Origin of the sequence: Corynebacterium sp. UBA4397 (assembly GCF_002390965.1) — a bacterium.
GTDB classification, from domain to species: domain Bacteria; phylum Actinomycetota; class Actinomycetes; order Mycobacteriales; family Mycobacteriaceae; genus Corynebacterium; species Corynebacterium flavescens.
Genome location: NZ_DGRD01000044.1, coordinates 1 through 18,147, shown reverse-complemented (window position 1 = coordinate 18,147; position 18,147 = coordinate 1). Strand labels below are relative to the sequence as shown.

15 protein-coding genes and 1 pseudogene are annotated in these 18,147 nt (G+C 59.4%); 4 read left to right on the top strand and 12 right to left on the bottom strand.

What is annotated here, in order from left to right; genetic code table 11:
• Positions 1-3: 3 nt before the first annotated feature.
• From B2696_RS09565 to B2696_RS09545, 5 genes are all read right to left on the bottom strand, one after another.
• Positions 4-1,290, bottom strand: coding sequence for a DUF6882 domain-containing protein (locus B2696_RS09565; RefSeq protein WP_075729481.1), 1,287 nt, complete (start codon positions 1,288-1,290; stop codon positions 4-6).
• A 64-nt stretch (positions 1,291-1,354) separates the two neighbouring features.
• A complete protein-coding gene (locus B2696_RS09560; protein WP_075729482.1) occupies positions 1,355-2,485 on the bottom strand; it encodes a glycosyltransferase family 4 protein in 1,131 nt (376 codons plus the stop codon).
• Between the two features lie 6 nt (positions 2,486-2,491).
• Positions 2,492-3,694 (bottom strand): NAD-dependent epimerase/dehydratase family protein, encoded by a 1,203-nt coding sequence (locus B2696_RS09555; RefSeq protein WP_075729483.1) that lies wholly within the window; start codon positions 3,692-3,694, stop codon positions 2,492-2,494.
• Positions 3,695-3,851: 157 nt separating this feature from the next.
• Complete coding sequence (locus tag B2696_RS09550) at positions 3,852-4,451, bottom strand: TetR/AcrR family transcriptional regulator (RefSeq protein WP_286955142.1); 600 nt, start codon at positions 4,449-4,451, stop codon at positions 3,852-3,854.
• Entirely contained in the window at positions 4,451-6,862 is a 2,412-nt protein-coding gene (locus B2696_RS09545; RefSeq protein ID WP_286955141.1) for an MMPL family transporter, read from the bottom strand. The genes B2696_RS09550 and B2696_RS09545 overlap by 1 nt, the downstream gene beginning before the upstream one ends.
• A gap of 233 nt (positions 6,863-7,095) precedes the next feature.
• On the opposite strand from B2696_RS09545, the gene B2696_RS09540 reads away from it, so the two are divergent.
• Positions 7,096-7,752: a hypothetical protein gene (locus tag B2696_RS09540; protein ID WP_286955140.1), complete on the top strand. Its 657-nt coding sequence runs from the start codon at positions 7,096-7,098 to the stop codon at positions 7,750-7,752.
• Here B2696_RS09540 and B2696_RS09535 read toward each other — a convergent pair.
• Entirely contained in the window at positions 7,749-8,126 is a 378-nt protein-coding gene (locus tag B2696_RS09535; protein WP_286955139.1) for a hypothetical protein, read from the bottom strand. The two genes, B2696_RS09540 and B2696_RS09535, sit on opposite strands and share 4 nt — an antisense overlap.
• A gap of 101 nt (positions 8,127-8,227) precedes the next feature.
• Between B2696_RS09535 and B2696_RS09530 the strand changes: the two genes are divergently transcribed.
• A complete protein-coding gene (locus B2696_RS09530; protein ID WP_286955138.1) occupies positions 8,228-9,097 on the top strand; it encodes a patatin-like phospholipase family protein in 870 nt (289 codons plus the stop codon).
• A gap of 37 nt (positions 9,098-9,134) precedes the next feature.
• On the opposite strand, the gene B2696_RS09525 is transcribed toward B2696_RS09530, so the two are convergent.
• The 5 genes from B2696_RS09525 to B2696_RS09505 form a co-directional block, all read right to left on the bottom strand.
• The gene (locus B2696_RS09525; protein WP_286955137.1) at positions 9,135-10,766 is read right to left on the bottom strand and encodes a peptide chain release factor 3; all 1,632 of its coding nucleotides are present in this window, start codon (positions 10,764-10,766) and stop codon (positions 9,135-9,137) included.
• A gap of 74 nt (positions 10,767-10,840) precedes the next feature.
• Complete coding sequence (locus B2696_RS09520; protein ID WP_075729490.1) at positions 10,841-11,695, bottom strand: SDR family NAD(P)-dependent oxidoreductase; 855 nt, start codon at positions 11,693-11,695, stop codon at positions 10,841-10,843.
• A 67-nt stretch (positions 11,696-11,762) separates the two neighbouring features.
• On the bottom strand, positions 11,763-12,470 hold the full coding sequence (gene pth, locus B2696_RS09515) for an aminoacyl-tRNA hydrolase (protein ID WP_084559135.1): 708 nt from the start codon (positions 12,468-12,470) through the stop codon (positions 11,763-11,765).
• A 51-nt stretch (positions 12,471-12,521) separates the two neighbouring features.
• Entirely contained in the window at positions 12,522-13,205 is a 684-nt protein-coding gene (gene bioD, locus B2696_RS09510) for a dethiobiotin synthase (RefSeq protein ID WP_286955136.1), read from the bottom strand.
• Entirely contained in the window at positions 13,202-14,482 is a 1,281-nt protein-coding gene (locus tag B2696_RS09505; protein WP_286955153.1) for an adenosylmethionine--8-amino-7-oxononanoate transaminase, read from the bottom strand. The genes bioD and B2696_RS09505 overlap by 4 nt, the downstream gene beginning before the upstream one ends.
• Before the next feature lie 152 nt (positions 14,483-14,634).
• Here B2696_RS09505 and B2696_RS09500 point away from each other — a divergent pair, with 152 nt between their 5' ends.
• Together B2696_RS09500 and B2696_RS09495 are read left to right on the top strand one after the other, a co-directional pair.
• A complete protein-coding gene (locus B2696_RS09500) occupies positions 14,635-16,161 on the top strand; it encodes a peptide MFS transporter (RefSeq protein WP_286955135.1) in 1,527 nt (508 codons plus the stop codon).
• A gap of 150 nt (positions 16,162-16,311) precedes the next feature.
• Entirely contained in the window at positions 16,312-17,766 is a 1,455-nt protein-coding gene (locus tag B2696_RS09495) for a glyceraldehyde-3-phosphate dehydrogenase (protein ID WP_286955133.1), read from the top strand.
• A gap of 266 nt (positions 17,767-18,032) precedes the next feature.
• Here B2696_RS09495 and B2696_RS09490 read toward each other — a convergent pair.
• Positions 18,033-18,147, bottom strand: a pseudogene (locus B2696_RS09490) (HNH endonuclease); the annotation flags it as partial.

The following is an 18,147-nucleotide window of genomic DNA, read 5'->3' as shown; positions in this document are numbered from 1 at the left end:
AATCTAAGGAAGCTGGGGTAACTCTATTCCGCGCAGGCGCGCATAAGACGCCCGCGCACGCTTTTCATCCACGCCCTGGGGGACAGCCACCGCGAGGGTCGCCGCGATGGCTGCCTCACTCGGCTCAGGTAGCGATAACTCCGGAGCGGACACGAGGACGAGTGCTGTGGTCTCGGCGTCGAGCGCGACACTGGTCAGGGAAAAAACGCCCAAGATAGGCATAGCCAGGTGCGGCAAGGCCGCTTGCTTAGCCCAGCTCAACGGCAGCCGGGGGCGTACCAGATCTGGAATCGCTTGATCGGCTCCGAAGCGGTGGAGATTATGCGAGGCCGCCGCTGCTGGGGAGCCCTCCAAGTTTCGATCGGCCCACGCCCAGGTGAATTCCTGTGCGGTAGTTGTGGCGATGACAAAGGCATCCGCCTCGAATCCTAAATCCTGGTTGCTCAGCCAGGCCTTGCCGCGGTCGAGGTCAAGCTGTGCCTGCAGGCCAGGATAGCGCCCGTTGATAAAAAGCTGCTGCTCGACGGCCATGTAATGGGAGTCTGCGAGCACGTGATAGGGGGAGAGGCCCCATGCCGAACCGTTAAGGGAAATGAGGCGGGAGCCGTCGATCGAATCCATGGGGCTAAAGCGCGCCGTGGTGCCATCAAAAAGCTGCATGTAGTCGCCGTTTATTTGGACAGTTAACTGTAGCTTTTCGGCAAGGCCGAGCAGGGCGGCTCTTTCATCGATGAGCCCGCTATAAGCCTCGATCCCGGCCATGATGCAATCACGCGGGGGAAGGGCACCGGCCTCGTAAACAATTGCGATAGCAGCGCGGCGTGCACTCATGGGCGAAGCAGTTGAAGCATCCCCGTCTTGTTCGGCGATGAAGATGGGCAATCCCCCCACGATGCAGCGCGCCGCTTGGACTAGGTATTCGCTATAGGGCTGAGGCTCTTTAAGCTCCGGGATGTCATAAACGTTTGTTGCGGAGGTGGCCCAGTGCCATGTCTCATCCTCGATGACTGCAAGCCGGACGCCGCGGAAGTCACGCGCGCCGCGGGGAGTATGAACCCGAACCTCCACGAGTTGGTTTACTTCTAATCCATTGCCGTCTGCACTCGCAGAGGCATGCTCAGCAGGTCCAGTAGGTTCAGTTGGGGGCTGCTCGGCACCAGCGCTCAAGAAATTGAACTCCACTCCGTGAATCTCGCCGAGGGAGGCCCGAAAGTCCGAGTCGATGCCGGCCTGAATGAAGGCACCTGCCGAGAGTAATTCGGCGAGAGTGCGCGGGGAGGCAGTGCTCATAGGATCTCTTCCTTAACTCTTTATCTCGACTGCTCTTGCTACTGGTTTCTAGACTACTGAAGTGCTACTGAAGTGCTACAGCCTCTTCATATGCGGAGACAAGAGCCTTGGTCGATTCTAGCCATGAGTAGCGCTGCGCCTCCGCGCGGGCGGCAGCGCCCATCTGCGCTCTGCGCTCTGGGGCAGATAGTAGTTCTACGATAGCCTGCGCCCAGCGTTCGTTCGGGGCATCTGCATCCATCAGCAGCCCCGTGCGGGAATCCTCAACAACGAAAGGAATGCCCCCGGCGTTGGTGCCGATGACAGGGACTCCGGAAGCGAAGGACTCCAAAGCCACAAGGCCGAGGGTCTCCGTGGCCGAGGGGAATACAAAGACATCGGCGCTGGCAAAGGCCGCGGCGAGATCTTCTCCCGAGAGGTATCCGGCAAAGTAGGTGTGTTCCGGGTCGAAATCTGCCTTGAGCTGTTGGAGATATGGACCGTCACCGACCATGGCCAGCCGCGCCTGCGGCAAGGACCGCCGCACCTGACGCATGACGTCATCAAGGCGCGCAAGATCCTTTTCTTTCGAGATTCGACCAATATAGGCAATGAGCGGGGCTTCAGGATGGTTTCCGCTGAGTAACTCGCGCATGCGAGGATCCTCCTTGTCCGGGCGATAGTTAACAGTGTCTACTGCCTTGGGCCACAGCTGGACGTTGCGCAGCCCCATCGACTGGGCCTTTTTAACCATGGGGCCAGAGGTACAGAGATTGACTGCTGCCTGATTATGTAGGTAGCGGATGGCGGCCGACGCTGCGGGCCGAGTCCAGCCGATTCCGAGCGCTTCGACGTATTCGGGGACGTTGGTATGAAAGCTTGCCACCAGCGGTACACGGTCGCGCCGGGCTGCGAATACCCCCAAAGCCGCAGTCCAAATGGGGTTGATAACGTGGATGACATCGGGGTCGAAGGCGCGGATTTTGCGGAAGAAACGCCACGTGGGAAACCCGATCCTAATCTCCGGATAGACGGGGAAGGGGATGCTAGGTATCGAGTTGACGTTGAAACCGGCATAGGAGGCAGGCGGTTTGCCTGGGGCGAAGACTTCCACCTCGTGCCCCAGCGCAGCCAAGTGCTGGAGGGTGTTTGTCAGGCGTGTGACAACGCCGTCGATCTTGGGGAGAAAGACCTCGGTGACAAGTGCAATGCGCATGAGTTCCTAGACAGCGCGAGAATCATGTGGAACCCCGGCTGCCTGCTCCTTGGTCCAGAGGGACTGCGCGGGGATTTTGCTGAGATCGACGCGGTCGGCGTACTTTATCGCTACCTCCTCGATTTCGCGCAAGAGTCCCTCAGACAAAGTCGTGGGCTTGAGGCCGAGCTCGAGGAAGGTCTTATTGGATACGTAGAGCTCGTTCTCCGCTGACTCTTTCCGTGGATTGGGTACATGTTCTATGCGCGCGCCGGAAAAGCGGGAGACCAGCTCGGCTAGATCACGCACGCGATGAGTCTCCGTCATCTGGTTGATGATCTTGACCCGCTCACCCCGGGCTGGCGGATTCTCTAGGGCGAGTTCGATGCAGCGCGCCATATCGCTGATGTGAATGAAGGCGCGGGTTTGCCCGCCGGTGCCGTGCACAGTCAGCGGGTAACCTACCCCGGCCTGGATGATGAAACGGTTGAGGACAGTGCCGTAGTCCCCGTCATAGTCGAAGCGATTAATGAGCCTGTCATCCCGCGATGTCTGGCTCGTATGCGTTCCCCAGATGATTCCCTGGTGAAGGTCAGTCACACGCAGCTCATCATTCTTGGCGTAATAGGCAAAGAGGTGCTGATCGAGCACCTTAGTCATGTGATAGACCGAGCCTGGGTTGGAGGGGTAGAGGATGGATTGCTCGACCTGCTTGCCGCCGGGGACCTCAACCAAGACGTCCAAGTAGCCTTCTGGGATTTCCATGCCGGCGGTGCCATAGCCGTAGACCCCCATGGTTCCCAGGTGCACCACATGGATGTCGAGCCCGGATTCAACGATGGCGGCGAGCACGTTGTGGGTAGCGTTGATGTTGTTATCTACCGTGTAGCGCTTGTTCTGAGAGTTCTTCATGGAATAGGGCGCTGCACGTTGCTCAGCGAAATGGATGACCGCTCCCGGTTCTTCCTCTCGGAAGAAATCAAGCAAGCCATCGTAGTCTTGGGCAACATCGATGCTGTGGTAGCCAATGCTGCGGCCGCTCACCTCCCGCCAAGCAGCGAGTCTTTCCTCGATGGAGGAAATAGGGGTGAGAGAATCAGCCCCTAGCTCCGCATCGATGCCTCGGCGCGAGAGGTTATCAATGATGGTGACCTCATGGCCCTGCTCCGAAAGATAGAGCGAAGCGGGCCATCCGCAGAATCCGTCGCCGCCCAGTACCGCAATCTTCACTGTTATGATCTCCAAAGTTCATGCTCGTCGTTGCACCCGGGGTGCACTACCGAGGAGACTTTTGGGCAGTACCCGGTACCGCCGCAAAAGCACCGGGTACGACAATACCCCGGCTCGGCTCCGTAGGAGAGCCGAACCGGGGTATTGGTGCTGAGAGCTAAGAAATCATGCGTAGACCGGCAAAGGCACGGTGAACGACATCGATCTGCTCATCTTTGGAGAGAGGCTCGCCATTCTCCGCGCACAAGTTGATGTGTTTCATCACCAGGCTACATGTTCCGATGTGGGCGTCGATAATGACTGACAGCTCTATGCTTCCAAACTCGGGTTCCCGGTTGCGAAATGCGTCAAAGACGGACTTCTCGACTGCTTGGTATTTGTGCCTCTCCTCTTCCGACTGGTGGAGATTCTCTATCACCTGGCTGATGAAAAACAGGGTGGGCAGTGAATGTAATTCCTCATTCGTATCACCGAGAACATCCAGAACGAGTTTCTCGAAGAACTCGTTTATCGTGGCCTGAGGGTACATCTCCGGTAACTGAGTCATCAGTTTCTCGACGACTCCGGCCGCAAAATAGAACAAGGCACCCGACGCCGAGGAGAAGTAATTATGAAAAGTCCGCGGAGACACCCCTGCATTGTGTGCAATGTCGGCCACGGTCAGCGCCTCGGGGCCGCTTCGCATGACGAGGAGCGCCGCGGAATCGGCCAAGGCCTGACGGGTAGCCATCTTCTTGGTCTCTCGCAAACTAGACACTAGGCCTCCTTAACAGCACCATCTACGGCTAAAGCCGCGTCATTGTTCCCTTCCACCTTATCGCGTTGCAGCTGCTGCAGGGACTCGCGCTGGGCGGTTAAGGCTTCGCCCTCGATGTCGAGGTTGGGCAAGATCTTATCCAACCACTTCGGTAGCCACCAGGCTTTATCATCGAGCAGGAACATGGTGGCGGGGATGATCATCATGCGTACGACGAAGGCGTCGATAAGCACGCCTGCCGCCAAGGCAAAGCCCATGGTCTTGATGAAGGGCTCATCCATGAGCATGAATGCCGCGAACACGGAGATCATGATGAGGGCGGCGGCGGTAACCACTCGGGCACCGTGCTTGAAGCCATTCGAGGTGGCGTTGCCTGCAGTCTTGCCGTGGACGAATCCTTCGCGCATGCGGGTCACCAGGAAGACCTGATAGTCCATGGCTAGGCCGAAGGTCAGGCCGATGAGCATGATCGGAAGGAAGGACAGCAGCGGTTGGGGATCGTCGACCAGCCCAAACAAGCCTTCCTGGAAGATGGCGACAGTGATGCCGAAGGTGGCGGCCATGGACAAGGCGAAGCCGAGAGCCGCGATGAGCGGAACCCAGAGGGAACGGAACACCAGCATCAAGACAATGAACGCCAACCCCAAAACGATGGCAATATACGGGATGAGCACGTTGCTCAGACGTTCCGAGATGTCATCAAAGATCGGGGTGATGCCCGTGATGCCGAAGCTTGCGCCGGTGGAAGACTCGAAATCGGCCTGGAAGCTACGCAGTTGTTCGAGGGTTTCCGTGGTCTTTTCGTCGGTTGCGCCGGTAGTCGGAGTGATCAGCATTTGCGCCGCGTCACCGTTATCGGTGGTGGCGATGATCTGGGCATTGTCGACGCCGTCAGTGGAATTGAAGTCCTCCAATAGCTCTTGGAAAGCCGGAAGGCGATCTTGTTCAGCGATACTAGCGGCGTCAACAAAAGCGACCATGGGCGCGTTCTTTCCCTCGCCGAAGGCCTCAGCTGTTAACTCATAGGCGTCACGTTGCGGTGTGCCGGGCTTCGCCGTGCCATCGGTAGGCATGGCTAGCGCTAGGTTGGCGGCCGGAATAGCAAGGATCCCGAGCAGAACGACTCCGCTGATGAGGTGGACCCAGGGGTGGGCGCGCACGCGGCGTACCCACTGCAGACCCTTGGTGGGGCTCTCATCCTCAGGATCCGGCACCTTCGGCCCAGGTACACGTGCGGCGAAAATCTTCGTTCCCAGAAGGCCAAGCAAGGCTGGGATGAAAGTTAGCGCCACTAGGACGGCAATGATTACGGTAGCAGCTGCGGCAATGGCCATCGTGCCCAAGAATGGAATGCCGATTATGGTCAAGGCGGCTAGGGCGATAACCACCGTGGTGCCGGCGAAGACAACGGAGGAACCGGCGGTGCCTAAGGCGATGCCCATGGCATGGGCGCGGGTGGCCTTGTCCATCCCGCGTAGTTGGGCGGCCAGTTCCTTCGGATCTAAATCGTTGAGACCCGAGGAAGTAATGAGCTCATTGCGGAAACGGGCGACGATAAACAACGCGTAGTCGATGCCCACGGCCAAGCCGATCATAGACGCCAGCATCGGGGTCATCGAAGATACCGAGTCTGTGAATACCGTGGCTAACTGGACCCCGAGGAGGCCGACACCCACCCCGATGACGGCAGAGATAAGCGGCATGCCCGCCGCAATGAAGGAGCCGAAGGTGATGAGCAAGACAATGGCTGCGACAGCTAAACCGATGAGCTCGGAGGTCATGTTCATTTCACCGGTGGAGGCAAAAGCATTGCCTTGGTATTTCACCGTGAGATCGCTGGCGTCGTAGTCTTTGAGAATATCGGTGACCGAAGCCATATCCTCGTCCGTGATTTCCATCACCGACGGCGCATCAAAGACGATGCTCAATGTGCCGGTCCGACCGTCCGAGCTGAGTGGGGAGAGCTGTTCTAGGTTTTGGGTGATCTGATCTTGCGGGATTCCTTGGGCAGCCATCTGCTCCGTCATCTGCTGCTGCATACCTGCAGCCGCCAGCACGGGATTGACTATCGCATCTTGCTCTTTGAGTGCGCCCGTGTCCTGCAGGGCGGTGATCATCTGATCGACCTCGGCGCTGATCTCAGGATCGGAGAGCTTCTCTCCTGCGGGGGCCTGTACGACGATGCTACCCTCAGGGGCCTCCATGACGTCGCCCTCCGTGCCAAAGCGTTCCGCCATCTTGTCTTGCGTTATGGTCGAGTCCATTTCTGGCATGGCGAAGGAGGGATTCGGGGTCTTGGCAAAGGCACCCGCGAGTCCGCCGAGTGCAATAAGCACGATGAGCCAGAAGGCCAAAAATGGCCAGATCCTGCGATAGGACCAGCTTCCGAGCCTGTATAGGAACATTGACATATGTTCGGAGTTTCCTTGTTTCTAGTCGTCTATAGTCTTAGAGCGTGAAGTCTGATGTGCTGGTTTCTTGTGTGATCTTCTTGAAGCATGAGGCGCACTACCTGCCACCTTGCGCATTTTACGCAAATTTGCACAATGTGTGAAACAGCAGTGAGTGGTCTCACACCTTGGGTACGAAGTGATGCCTGGGGTGAAGCTGTTGAGGCCCCAAAGCGCCTATGTAGACTTCTCCTATGCTCCACGCCATTGCCTTTTCTCTCATGGATTCCATCAACGCCCTACTCATCGGCGTGGTGGTGGCGCTCGGCGTGATGCTGCCGCGCGGAAAGTATAAAAAAGTAGCACCGCTGCTCATTCTCGGAGATTGGTGTGGCGTCTTTGCGTTGGCGGCAGTGACCATGGTAGTGCTCGACAAGCTCAAGCACTACGTCGATGCTTTCATGGAGACGCCGATCCTCGGACTTGTGCTCATCGTCTTCGGTCTCGCCGCGGCTGCCATGACCTGGCTGCAAAGGGACGGGCAATCCAGCGCCCTGACCAGCCGGCTGCTCACGCCTTTGCGCTCAGCCTCGTGGCTCACCTTTGCCACCGGCTTCGTGCTGGGCGCCGCTCAGTCCATTACTTCCGGTCCCTTCTTTGCGGGGCTTATCTATCTTTCGCAGGTAGATCTCTCGCTCTGGCTGCGCTACGTGGCGCTATTTCTCTATGCCGCCTTGGCGCTCTCACTGCCGGCCATGGTCGCCATCTTTGTCGGACTCGTGCGTTCCTATCCGGAGAGCTGGGCGGGAAGTCTCTTTGCCCGCGCGCAGGAGAACAAGGAGAAGGTATCCCAGGTTGGAAGCTACGCCATAGCGATAATCCTCGTCATCATGGGCATCAGCATGCTCTAGGAAATGATGAGTCCCAGCCGTGGGCTCAGCTCATAGGCCCCCGGCTGAATTTCAAGTTTCTGAAGCGCATCGCGCTCCGCGGGGCTCAGCGAGATTATCCAGCCGCGTTTGGGATCTACAACTGGGGTTTCCACGCGTGAACTGGGGGAAAAATATGCCGAAGTGTCGCCTGCTTTTAAGATCACGGAGGCTCCTGTTCGTGCCATGTCCACCAAGTATTGGGCGGCGTAGTGATCCACGGTGACGATGACCATGCTCTCAGCCGTGTGCACCTCGAGCGCATCGACCTCTACGTGGCGGGCGCTGCCATCAGCGTGAGCTAGACGCTGCGAGGGCCGTCCGAGGAGCTTCTTTAAAGCCGCACCGAAATCCATAAGCAATGATTCTAGCCTTTGCGAAACTGTGCGCTTTTTCCATCTCTCCAGTCGTCACCAGACGCCGCAGGGCGGCGGAGCCGAGGTTTAGACTGGGCGCCATGATTGATGCACGGGATACAGCACTCATTTTCGAGGGCGGGGGAATGCGCAATTCCTATACCGCTGCCTGCGTGAGCATGCTTTTGCGCGAGAAAGTCCGTTTCGGCTGGGTTGGCGGTGTATCCGCAGGGGCCTCACACACCGTGAACTACCTGTCTAAGGACATTATCCGCGCGGAAGAATCCTTCACCGACTTCGCCCATAACCCCAGCTTCGGCGGGGTTGGTTCGCTATTTCGGGGTACCGGCTATTTCAATGCCGAGTTCATCTATGAAAAGTCGGCGGACAAGGAGTTGCCCTTTGACTGGAAGACCTTTCAGTCCAATCCCATCGACTTCGACATCGCCGCCACCCGCGCCGATACCGGCGAGACAGTCCACTGGGGGCGCGAGGATGCAAAAACTCCCGCAGACCTCTTCATGCGAGTGCGTGCCTCCTCTACGCTTCCGCTCATCATGCCGATGCGCGTTATCGATTCCGTTCCCTACGTAGACGGAGCGCTGGGGGAAACTGGGGGAATTAGCCTGCGCGAGGCCCAAGCGGCAGGCATGAAGAGGTTTCTGTTTATTGGAACAAAGCCACGCGATTATGTGCGGCCCCGAGTATCCAGAACGACAATGGTGCGGCGGATATTTTACAAGAATCCGGCAATCGCAGACGCTTTGATAGCCCGCCCTGCGCGCTATAACGCCTCTAAAGATGCGCTCCTCGAGCTTGAGCGCGAGGGCTCTGCCCAGCTTTTCTTCCCCGGGCACATGAACGTGGCATCGACTGAGCGCAATGTGGCCAAGCTACGAGCCAACTTTCAGGCCGGAGTCGATCAAACCGAGAAGGAATGGCCGGCGTGGAGAGATTTCTTAGCCGGCTAAGTTCTAATCGAGGGCTGAGGGGGAGAGAGATGAGCCCTTAATCGGCCACGAGGGTTTCGATAGTTAGCTCGGGGTGTTCCTTCTCAATGAAGGCAAGCTTCCACTTGTCACCGAAGAGCGCGATGAGCTCGCCGTCGGTGCGGGTGAAGATCTCCACCCCGCGCTGGCGCCCCAGCAGCGGTGCGGACTCGGCATCGGTGCGCCGCGCCACGGAGTAGGGGATAGGCTCGGTAATGGTTTCCACGTTGTACTCGATGTCCATGCGCGCCTGCATGACCTCGAACTGCATCGGGCCGACGGCTGCCATGACCGGGGCTGCATCGCCGCGAGTATCGTTGCGCAAAATCTGCACGACGCCCTCTGCTGCCAGTTGCTCCAAGCCCTTGCGGAAAGCCTTGTATTTGCCCAAAGACTTTGCACGCAGAATACGGAAAGCCTCGGGGGCGAACTGCGGCATCGGCTTGAATTGGACCTTCTTGCCGGAGTAGATCGTGTCTCCAGGTGCCAGGCTGCCGGCGTTAACCAGGCCGACGATATCGCCCGGATAGGCGGTATCTACGGTGTCGCGGGTGCGGCCGAAGACGGTAAGCGCGTACTTGGTGGAAAAGGAGCGATCCGATTGAGCGTGATGGACCTGCATGCCGCGGTCGAATTCGCCCGAGACCACGCGCATAAACGCGAGGTTATCGCGGTGCTTCCTGTCCATGCCAGCTTGCACCTTGAAGATGACGCCGGCGAAGTCATCGGTGACCTCGCGGACCTCGTCGATGGCGGTGGTCGAGGCCGCCACGGCCTGAGGATCAGACTCGCGTGCGTGAGGCGCGGGCGCGATGGCGCATAGAGTATCGAGGATCTGGTGCACACCGAAGTTAAGCATCGCGGAGGCGAAGATCAACGGGGAGGTGACGCACTGCTCGAAGAGCTCCTGATCGTGGATCGCGCCGTCGGCAGCGAGTAGCTCGGCTTCCTCCACGGCGGTATCCCAATCGCCGTCCTCCTTCGCGGCGGCCTGCTCCGGGGGGTAATGCTCCTCGGGAGCAATGGTGGAACCACCGGCGGTGCGGATGAAGTGAATGTACTCATCGGCCTCGCCGTCATCATTGATATGGGCAAGACCGTGGAAGTCTCCGGCAATTCCCACCGGCCAATACAGCGGGGTTGGTTGCAGCTGAATCTCGTTGACAATCTCATCCACCAGCTCCAGCGGCTCGCGTCCGGCGCGGTCCCACTTGTTGATGACGGTGATGATTGGCAGACCGCGTGCCTTGCAGACGCGGAAGAGCTTGAGGGTTTGGGGCTCGAGGCCCTTAGCGGCATCGATAAGCATGACGGCAGCATCAACTGCCGTGAGGACTCGATAAGTATCCTCGGAGAAATCCGCGTGGCCAGGGGTATCGACCAAGTTGATCATGAAGGGCTCGCCCTCATGGCCCTGGGGAGTATACTCGAACTGCAGGGCGGAGGAAGCCACGGAGATGCCGCGGTCCTTTTCCATCTCCATCCAGTCCGAGACCGTGGCCTTGCGGTTTCCCTTGCCGTGCACCGCGCCGGCCTCGTTGATGATGTGGGCGTGCAGCGCCAAAGCCTCCGTCAGCGTGGACTTACCGGCGTCGGGGTGGGCGATGACGGCAAAAGTGCGGCGGCGGGAGGCTTCAGCGGCGATACTCATGGCTAGTCATTCTAGCCTTTAGTACAACTATTTGAGCAATCTCGCTCGCCCTGAGGCGAGCCTTGTGGAAGCGTCTAAGACCACTCGGCGTTGAGCTGACGCCCCAGATCATCAAAGACCCGGCGCGCCACATTGATCTTTCTTGCGATGGGCCGTTGTAGGCCGAGCCGACGCCTGCTGTTGTAATACTCCCCGGACTGGAAGTGGATTCCGGGCGTGCCGGTGAGGAAGTAGGCCAAGTTGTCGCCGCCCTGTGAGGGCTTGGCAAAGGTCTTGGAGAGCAGGCCGGAATAAAGGGTGTGCATGAGCCCGGTGGAGTTTTGCGCAAAGCCGGTGGCGAGTACACCAGGGTGGAAGGCCACCGAGGCAAGGCCCTTGGTGTGCAGGTAGCGCGTGAGCAAGATGTCCCCCAGCTTGGCATTGCCATAGGCGCGCTCCGCGCTGAAGTCCTCCAGGGTATTAGGATCGGTCGGATCGAAGGCCGACATTAAGAAGTTGGCGATAGAGGAGGTCTGCACCACGTTGGCCTGCGAGGCGGCGAGCTTCTCGCGGAGCAAATAGGTCAGGAGAAAGGGGGCGACGACATTGACCTGCCAGGTGCGCTCGAAGCCATCCGCGGTCATGAAAGGGCCGTCAAAAATGCCGCCCGCGTTATTGCCTAAGGCGTTGATCTCCGGCAGAGCGTTGAGCTCGTCGGCGAGGTCGCGCACCTGGCCGAGGGACTCGAAGTCAGCTACGTGATAGGCGGCACCTACCTCGTCCGCAATGCGCTTGGTCTTTTCAGGGTTGCGCCCGACAAGCACCAACTTGTCTGCTGGGCGCCGCCGGCGCAGTATGCGGGCGGCCGCAGCTCCAATGCCATCTGAGGCGCCGGTGATGACGATGGTGCGCGGGCGAGGGTTCAAGGACGTGTGCTGCGGGTTGGTCATATTTGACCATCATAGGCACTTGGCGCGCGGCTGCACGGCTAAGTGAGAAATTCCCGTCCCGAAGATTTTAGTGGCGCGAGTGGATGCGATTTTGGGCTATCTCAAGCCCCTCGGTGACGATGAGTTCCGCAGCCTCGGCCGCTGTGGCAATGGCCTCGTCGAAGCCTTCGCCTGCGGCGACGGGTCCGAGGACATAGTCTGGGATCGAGGAGCCTTTGGGTGGGCGACCAATGCCGATGCGCACGCGCAGGTAGTCCCGCGTCCCCAGGCACTCGCTCAAGGACTTTAGTCCGTTGTGGCCGTTCTCGTTGCCGCCCTTTTTCAGCCGGATCTTATTGGGCGGGAGATCCAGCTCGTCGTGCAAGACCACAATGCGCTCGGCGGGGATGTCCACAAGCTCTGCCAGTGGCGCGATGGCGGTGCCGGAAAGGTTCATGAAAGTGGCAGAGCGCACCGCCAAAGCACGCTCGTTACCTAGTTTCAGCACGCAAGCGGTGGCGGGTATGCCACTTACTTGCTCTAGGAGATCTCCTTGGCGTGCGAGCACATCATCCTGTGCCATGTAGCCCACATTGTGCCGCGTCGCGGCGTACTCGGGCCCTGGGTTACCCAGCCCCACGATGAGCCAGCTAATGCCGAGGGTTTTCAGCTCTGAGGCATCAAGTTGCGGCGCTGGAGACTGTGCTCGCTTTAGCCCCCGTGTTCCTGGTGCACTCTGTGGGCCCCGGGCCAGCCGAGTAAAGAGGTTGCGGATTTTATCCCAGGTTGCGTTCATGGTGGAGAAGTAACGTCGCTTTCTCTAGGTACCAGCTATTCCTCCACGATTCTATGTCAGAGGGGAAAGCCCCGGGAGAAAGGGCAGGCGCAGGCCGCGGGCTACACTTGCGAATTCCTCCTGCGAAAGCCTCCCACAATCGGCGGGCAGTGCCCCGAGGAATTCCACACCTGTTACCTTCTCAAACTCCTTGAGATTAAGCTGCGTTGCGAGGTCTGGTTCGGCAGGCACGGATCCACCGACGAGCCCCAGAATGCGGATGCCACGCCTGCGAGCGGCTTCAACGGTCAATTCTGCGGTATTGAGGCTTCCCAAACCGGTGCTAGTGACAATGAGCAGCGGGGCACCTAGGCTCAGCGCGATGTCAGCGATGGTGGTCTCATCACTCAGTCGCACGAGGAGGCCGCCGGAACCCTCAATGACCACGACGCGCCCTGGGGCATCGAGCCCGCGTAGCCATTGAATGAGAGCGTCGCCATCGAGCTGGGGTTGCCCGGCGCGCCGGGCTGCGAGATTAGGGGCGAGGGGATCGGGGTAGCGGATCCATTCCCGGCCGTGTATTCTGCTGAGCTTGGCGACGCTCGCTATATCGCCGCTGCCACTCACCTCACCGGTTTGTACGGGTTTGATGGGCAGGACGTCGAGGCCGCGTGCGCTAAGCACGCTGGTGACGGCCGCGGTGACGACGGTTTTACCGATATCGGTTCCGGTGCCGGTGATGACGATGAAGCTCATGATTGAATCCTTTCGGCCGCTGCACAGATCGCGGCGCCGACTCCCGCGCAGATGCGCTGGAGATTTTCTGCGGTAGAGATGTAGGGCGGCATAACGTAGATGAGGCGTCCGAAAGGGCGGAGCCACACCCCCTGGCCCCGGGCGGCCATGGTTGCCGCAGGGATGTCGACTGGTTGCTCCATTTCTACGACGCCGATGGCGCCCAGCACCCGGACATCGCGCACCCCCGAGACGGAAGAGAGTCCGGATAGGCCAGCAGCCAGCGCGGACTGGCAAGCAGGCACCTGTTGTTCCCACGCTCCAGTGGCGATGAGATCCAGCGAGGCGCTTGCTACCGCGCAGGCCAAAGGGTTGCCCATGAAGGTCGGCCCGTGCATCAGCGCCCCACCTCCAGCCGGGCTGGCGATGGCCGCCGCCACCTCAGCGGTGCATAGGGTAGCTGCCAGGCTCATAAAACCACCGGTCAGGGCCTTTCCTACGCAGAGGATGTCTGGGGTTATCCCATTGGAGAGCGTGGCGAAGAGCTGGCCGGTCCGTCCGAAGCCGGTGGCTATCTCGTCCGCGATGAGCAGGATCCCGTGTCGATCACATATACGCCGCACCCCGGCCACCAGCTCGGCGTCGTGAAAGCGCATGCCGCCGGCGCCCTGGACTATCGGCTCGATGATGATCGCCGCGATCGTGGGGTCAATGAGGGACTCCATCTGGGCAAGATAGGTGTCTCGGTCTGCGGCAGAGCTTCCCCGTACCGGCGGTGCCGGTGCGAATACTTGTTGGGGGATAAGCCCCGACCACATGGAATGCATGCCGGTGTCAGGATCGCTAACACTCATCGTCTCGAAAGTGTCACCGTGGTACCCGGACTTCCAGGTCAACAGGCGCTTCCTTTCTGGGTGGCCGATTCCCCCCGAGTATTGCATGGCCATTTTTATCGCCACCTCGACGGAGACGGAGCCCGAGTCGGAGAAGAAGACGTGGGGAAGGCCTCCGCCCGTCAGCGCGATGAGCTGGGTGCACAGGCGGGCGGCTGGTTCGTGGGTGATCCCGCCGAACATCACGTGGCTCATAGACGTGATTTGTTTGGTAGCAGCCTCGACCAGATGGGGGTGGCCGTGTCCGTGAACTGCGGACCACCAGGAACTCATGGCGTCGACAAGCTCGGTGCCCGCAGCGTCGTAGAGGTAGACACCGTCCGTGTGGGTGATCTCCAGGTTGAGCGTGCCCGGTGGGGAATAGGGGTGCCAGAGGTGTTTCCTATCTACAGAGGTGGTGTCTATAAATAGGGGATCGGCACCTGCTGCGTTCTTTGCGGGGGTCGTGGCTTGGGGAATCAAAAACTTGCTCCTGAAAACTGTGGGTGATGAACGCTGTTCAAAAAACTTCTCAGCACTGACTATAGACCTGGCGGGAACGATGTAAGGTAATCGCCATGCAGAAAATTGAACAGCGTTCAGGGGTGGAAAAGAAGCATCCTGATTATCGGATAAGAATCTTGTCCTTGGTCAGCATCGAAATGTGGGAGCGCTTCAGCTTCTACGGCATGCAGGCCTTGCTGGTTTACTATCTCTACTTCGCCATTGCTGAAGGCGGGATGGGAATGGACCGCGCCAAAGCAACCGCCTTGGTGGGGGCCTATGGGGCTGCGCTTTATCTCAGCGCCTGGGCCGGCGGCTGGGTGGGCGACAGGCTCCTGGGATCCGAAAAGACGCTGCTCGGCGGCGCCCTGCTGGTCACGGCTGGGCATCTCATTTTATCCGGCATCCCCGGACAGATGGGACTCATCTGTGGGCTGGGTGCCATAGCATTGGGTTCTGGGTGCGTAAAAACTTCCGCCATTACGGTCCTTGGGTCCGAGGAAGATTCCTCCACGGGGGAAGCAAATGCCCAGGCGGGACCGGCCTTCCAATACTTCTATCTCGGCATCAACGTCGGTGCTCTCCTAGGGCCGCTGTTGACCGGTTGGCTGTCCAAGGCTTATGGCTTCCGCGTCGGGTTCGCAGCTGCCGCGGTGCTCATGATCATCGGACTAGGGGTTTATCTGGGGCTGCGCCGGCGGATGCTGGCCTCCTTTAGTCCCGGCATCAGGGCGCGTGTGGAAGGCCCGCAGCTGCGCCTGCCAAGCAACCGCAGGTGGCAATGGGCGGCAGGCATTCTTGTGGCCATCTTGGTGATTATCGTTGCGTTTCAGCGCGGCTGGGTAAGCGTCGATAGGGTCTCCAGTGGGCTGCTGCTCATCACGGTTCTTGCCGCTATCTGGCTCTTCGCGCAACCTTTGGCCCACCCTGCCGTATCTATGGAAGAAAAGGCGGCGGTACGCCGCTTCATTCCGCTCTTTCTTTGTTCCACGGTGTTCTGGATGCTGCAAGCCCAGACCTATGGAGTCCTCGCCGTATTTGCCCAAGAGAGGACCAACCGTTGGGTGGGAGACTTCGAGATTCCTGCGGCATGGGCCCAATCCCTCAACCCCCTATTCATTCTGGGCTGCTCGGTGCCCCTGGCATTTCTGTGGGCGCGCCTGCGGGGTCGCGCACCGCAACTGCGCACGACGATCGGTGGGGGCCTCATCCTTGCCTCGACGGGGTTGCTGCTTCCCGCTGCCTTCGTGCACGCTGAACAGGCGCCCCTGTGGGTGCTTCCGGCTGCCATCTTCCTCATTTCCTGCGGCGAACTCTTCATCGGCCCAGGAGGAATGGCAGCCACGGCTCACCACGCGCCGCGTGCTTTCGCCACGCGATTCTCCGCTTTGTACTTCCTCACTCTCGCCATAGGGATGTCCTTAGCGGGCCGGATCTCTACCTATTATGATCCGGAATCTTCGGCGGCGGAGCTGCGCTACTTTCTTCTCGTCGCGCTTATCCCCATGGCCTTGGGACTTATCACCCTCTTGAGCGCCCCTTCCTTCAGGCGGCGCTTCCTGCAGACAAATCCAGGGGTGGCTGCTCACGGCGCCGGTTAGGCGGCAGTGTGGTCTCTGAAGTGGAGAAACCAGGTGGGGGTAGTCCTGAATGCTTTGTCTGGCTGGCCATTCCAATTCGGACTGTAGTTCACGCTACTATTTACGGTTGAGTGCTGTATTACCCCCATGACATGCAAAGGATTGAATCACGTGACTGCGACCGCACATGCTGGCCATGACGTTTGGAATAAGCGCCTAGAACTAGCGCAGGAGATGATTCCGCTCATCCATCAGTTGCACCGCAATAACAACGTTATTGCCTCCATATATGGCCGCCTGCTGGTAGGCATCACGGACATCGACATCATCAAGTCTCATCGCTACGCGCGGCGCATCGCAGACCGCGAGCTTTCCACCGCTGAGACCCTGCCTATCCTGCAGGAATTGGCGGATATGAATTTGGGATCGGCCTCGTTGGACCTAGGCCGCCTTGCCACCGGATTCGCGGACTCCGGCTCTGCGGACCTGCGGGACTACCTGGAGAAGGAACTGGTCAGCCTCGTCGGCGCGGCGGTAGACAAGGAATCTACGGACGTCGTCCTGTACGGCTTTGGCCGCATCGGCCGCCTCCTCGCGCGCATCCTCATCGCCCGCGAGGCTGCCTATGGTGGAGTGCGCCTGCGCGCCATCGTGGTGCGTAAGAAGGGTGACATCGACATCTTCAAGCGCGCCTCCCTGTTGCGCCGCGATTCCGTTCACGGCGCCTTCAACGGGACCATCTCCGTGGATGCGGACAACGATGTCATCTGGGCCAATGGCACCAAGATCCAGATGATCTACGCTAACGATCCCGCAGACATCGACTACGAGTCCTATGGCATCAACAACGCCATCTTGGTCGACAACACCGGCGTCTGGCGCGACCGCGACGGACTGTCCCAGCACCTGCGCTCCCGCGGCATTGCGCGCGTGTTGCTCACCGCACCGGGCAAGGGCGATATCAAGAACATCGTCTACGGGATCAACAACGACACCATTACGGACGAGGACACGATCCTTTCCGCTGCCTCCTGCACCACCAATGGCATAACCCCAGTCCTCAAGGTCATCAATGATCGCTACGGTGTGGCGCACGGCCACGTTGAAACCGCGCACTCCTTCACCAACGATCAAAACCTCATCGACAACTTCCACAAGGGAGACCGCCGCGGCCGTGCCGCCGGCCTCAACATGGTGTTGACGGAGACCGGCGCGGCCAAGGCCGTTGCCAAGGCCGTACCGGAGTTCGAGGGCAAGCTCACCGGAAACGCCATCCGCGTCCCCACCCCGGACGTCTCCCTCGCAGTTCTCAACCTCGAGCTCGACCGCGAAGTAGAACGCGATGAGGTCAATGACTTCCTACGCAACGTATCCCTGCACTCTGACCTGCGCCAGCAGATCTCCTACATCGCCTCCCCGGAGATCGTCTCCTCCGACTTCGTCGGTTCCACCTACGCCGGAATCGTGGATGGCCTAGCCACTATCACTTCGGGCAACCACCTCGTGCTCTACGTGTGGTACGACAACGAGTTTGGATACTCCAACCAAGTCATCCGCATCGTTGAGGATCTGGCAGATGCCCGTCCCATCGTGTTGCCGCAGCGCGTATCCGCCTTAGAGCTCTAAGGCACACCCACGCATAGCAAAAAGCGTATCCCTTTGTAGGTAATGGTTGAGGCATTGAATCTAGCCAGAACCAACAAGGGGACGGTGTTCATGGATTCTGCTGGGGACTTTACCCTTGTTGAAGCTGACGCCTGAACCTGCACTGATCGGTGTCGTACCTGCGATGATGCTCACTGCACAGTCATAGTCCTGCCCATTGTTGGTTTCCCCACCGGGGTTTGTTTTAGGGGTGCCGGAAGTCGCCGTTGGGCCGGTTGTCCTAACAGCTAGTGCGTGTACGGGGGCTGCCAGACTACTGTCCCGCCTTGGCGGGTAAGGCGCCCGCGCTGTGGTGGCGCATTCGGATCATCCTCATTAACCCCGTCGTGGTAGTTACACAAG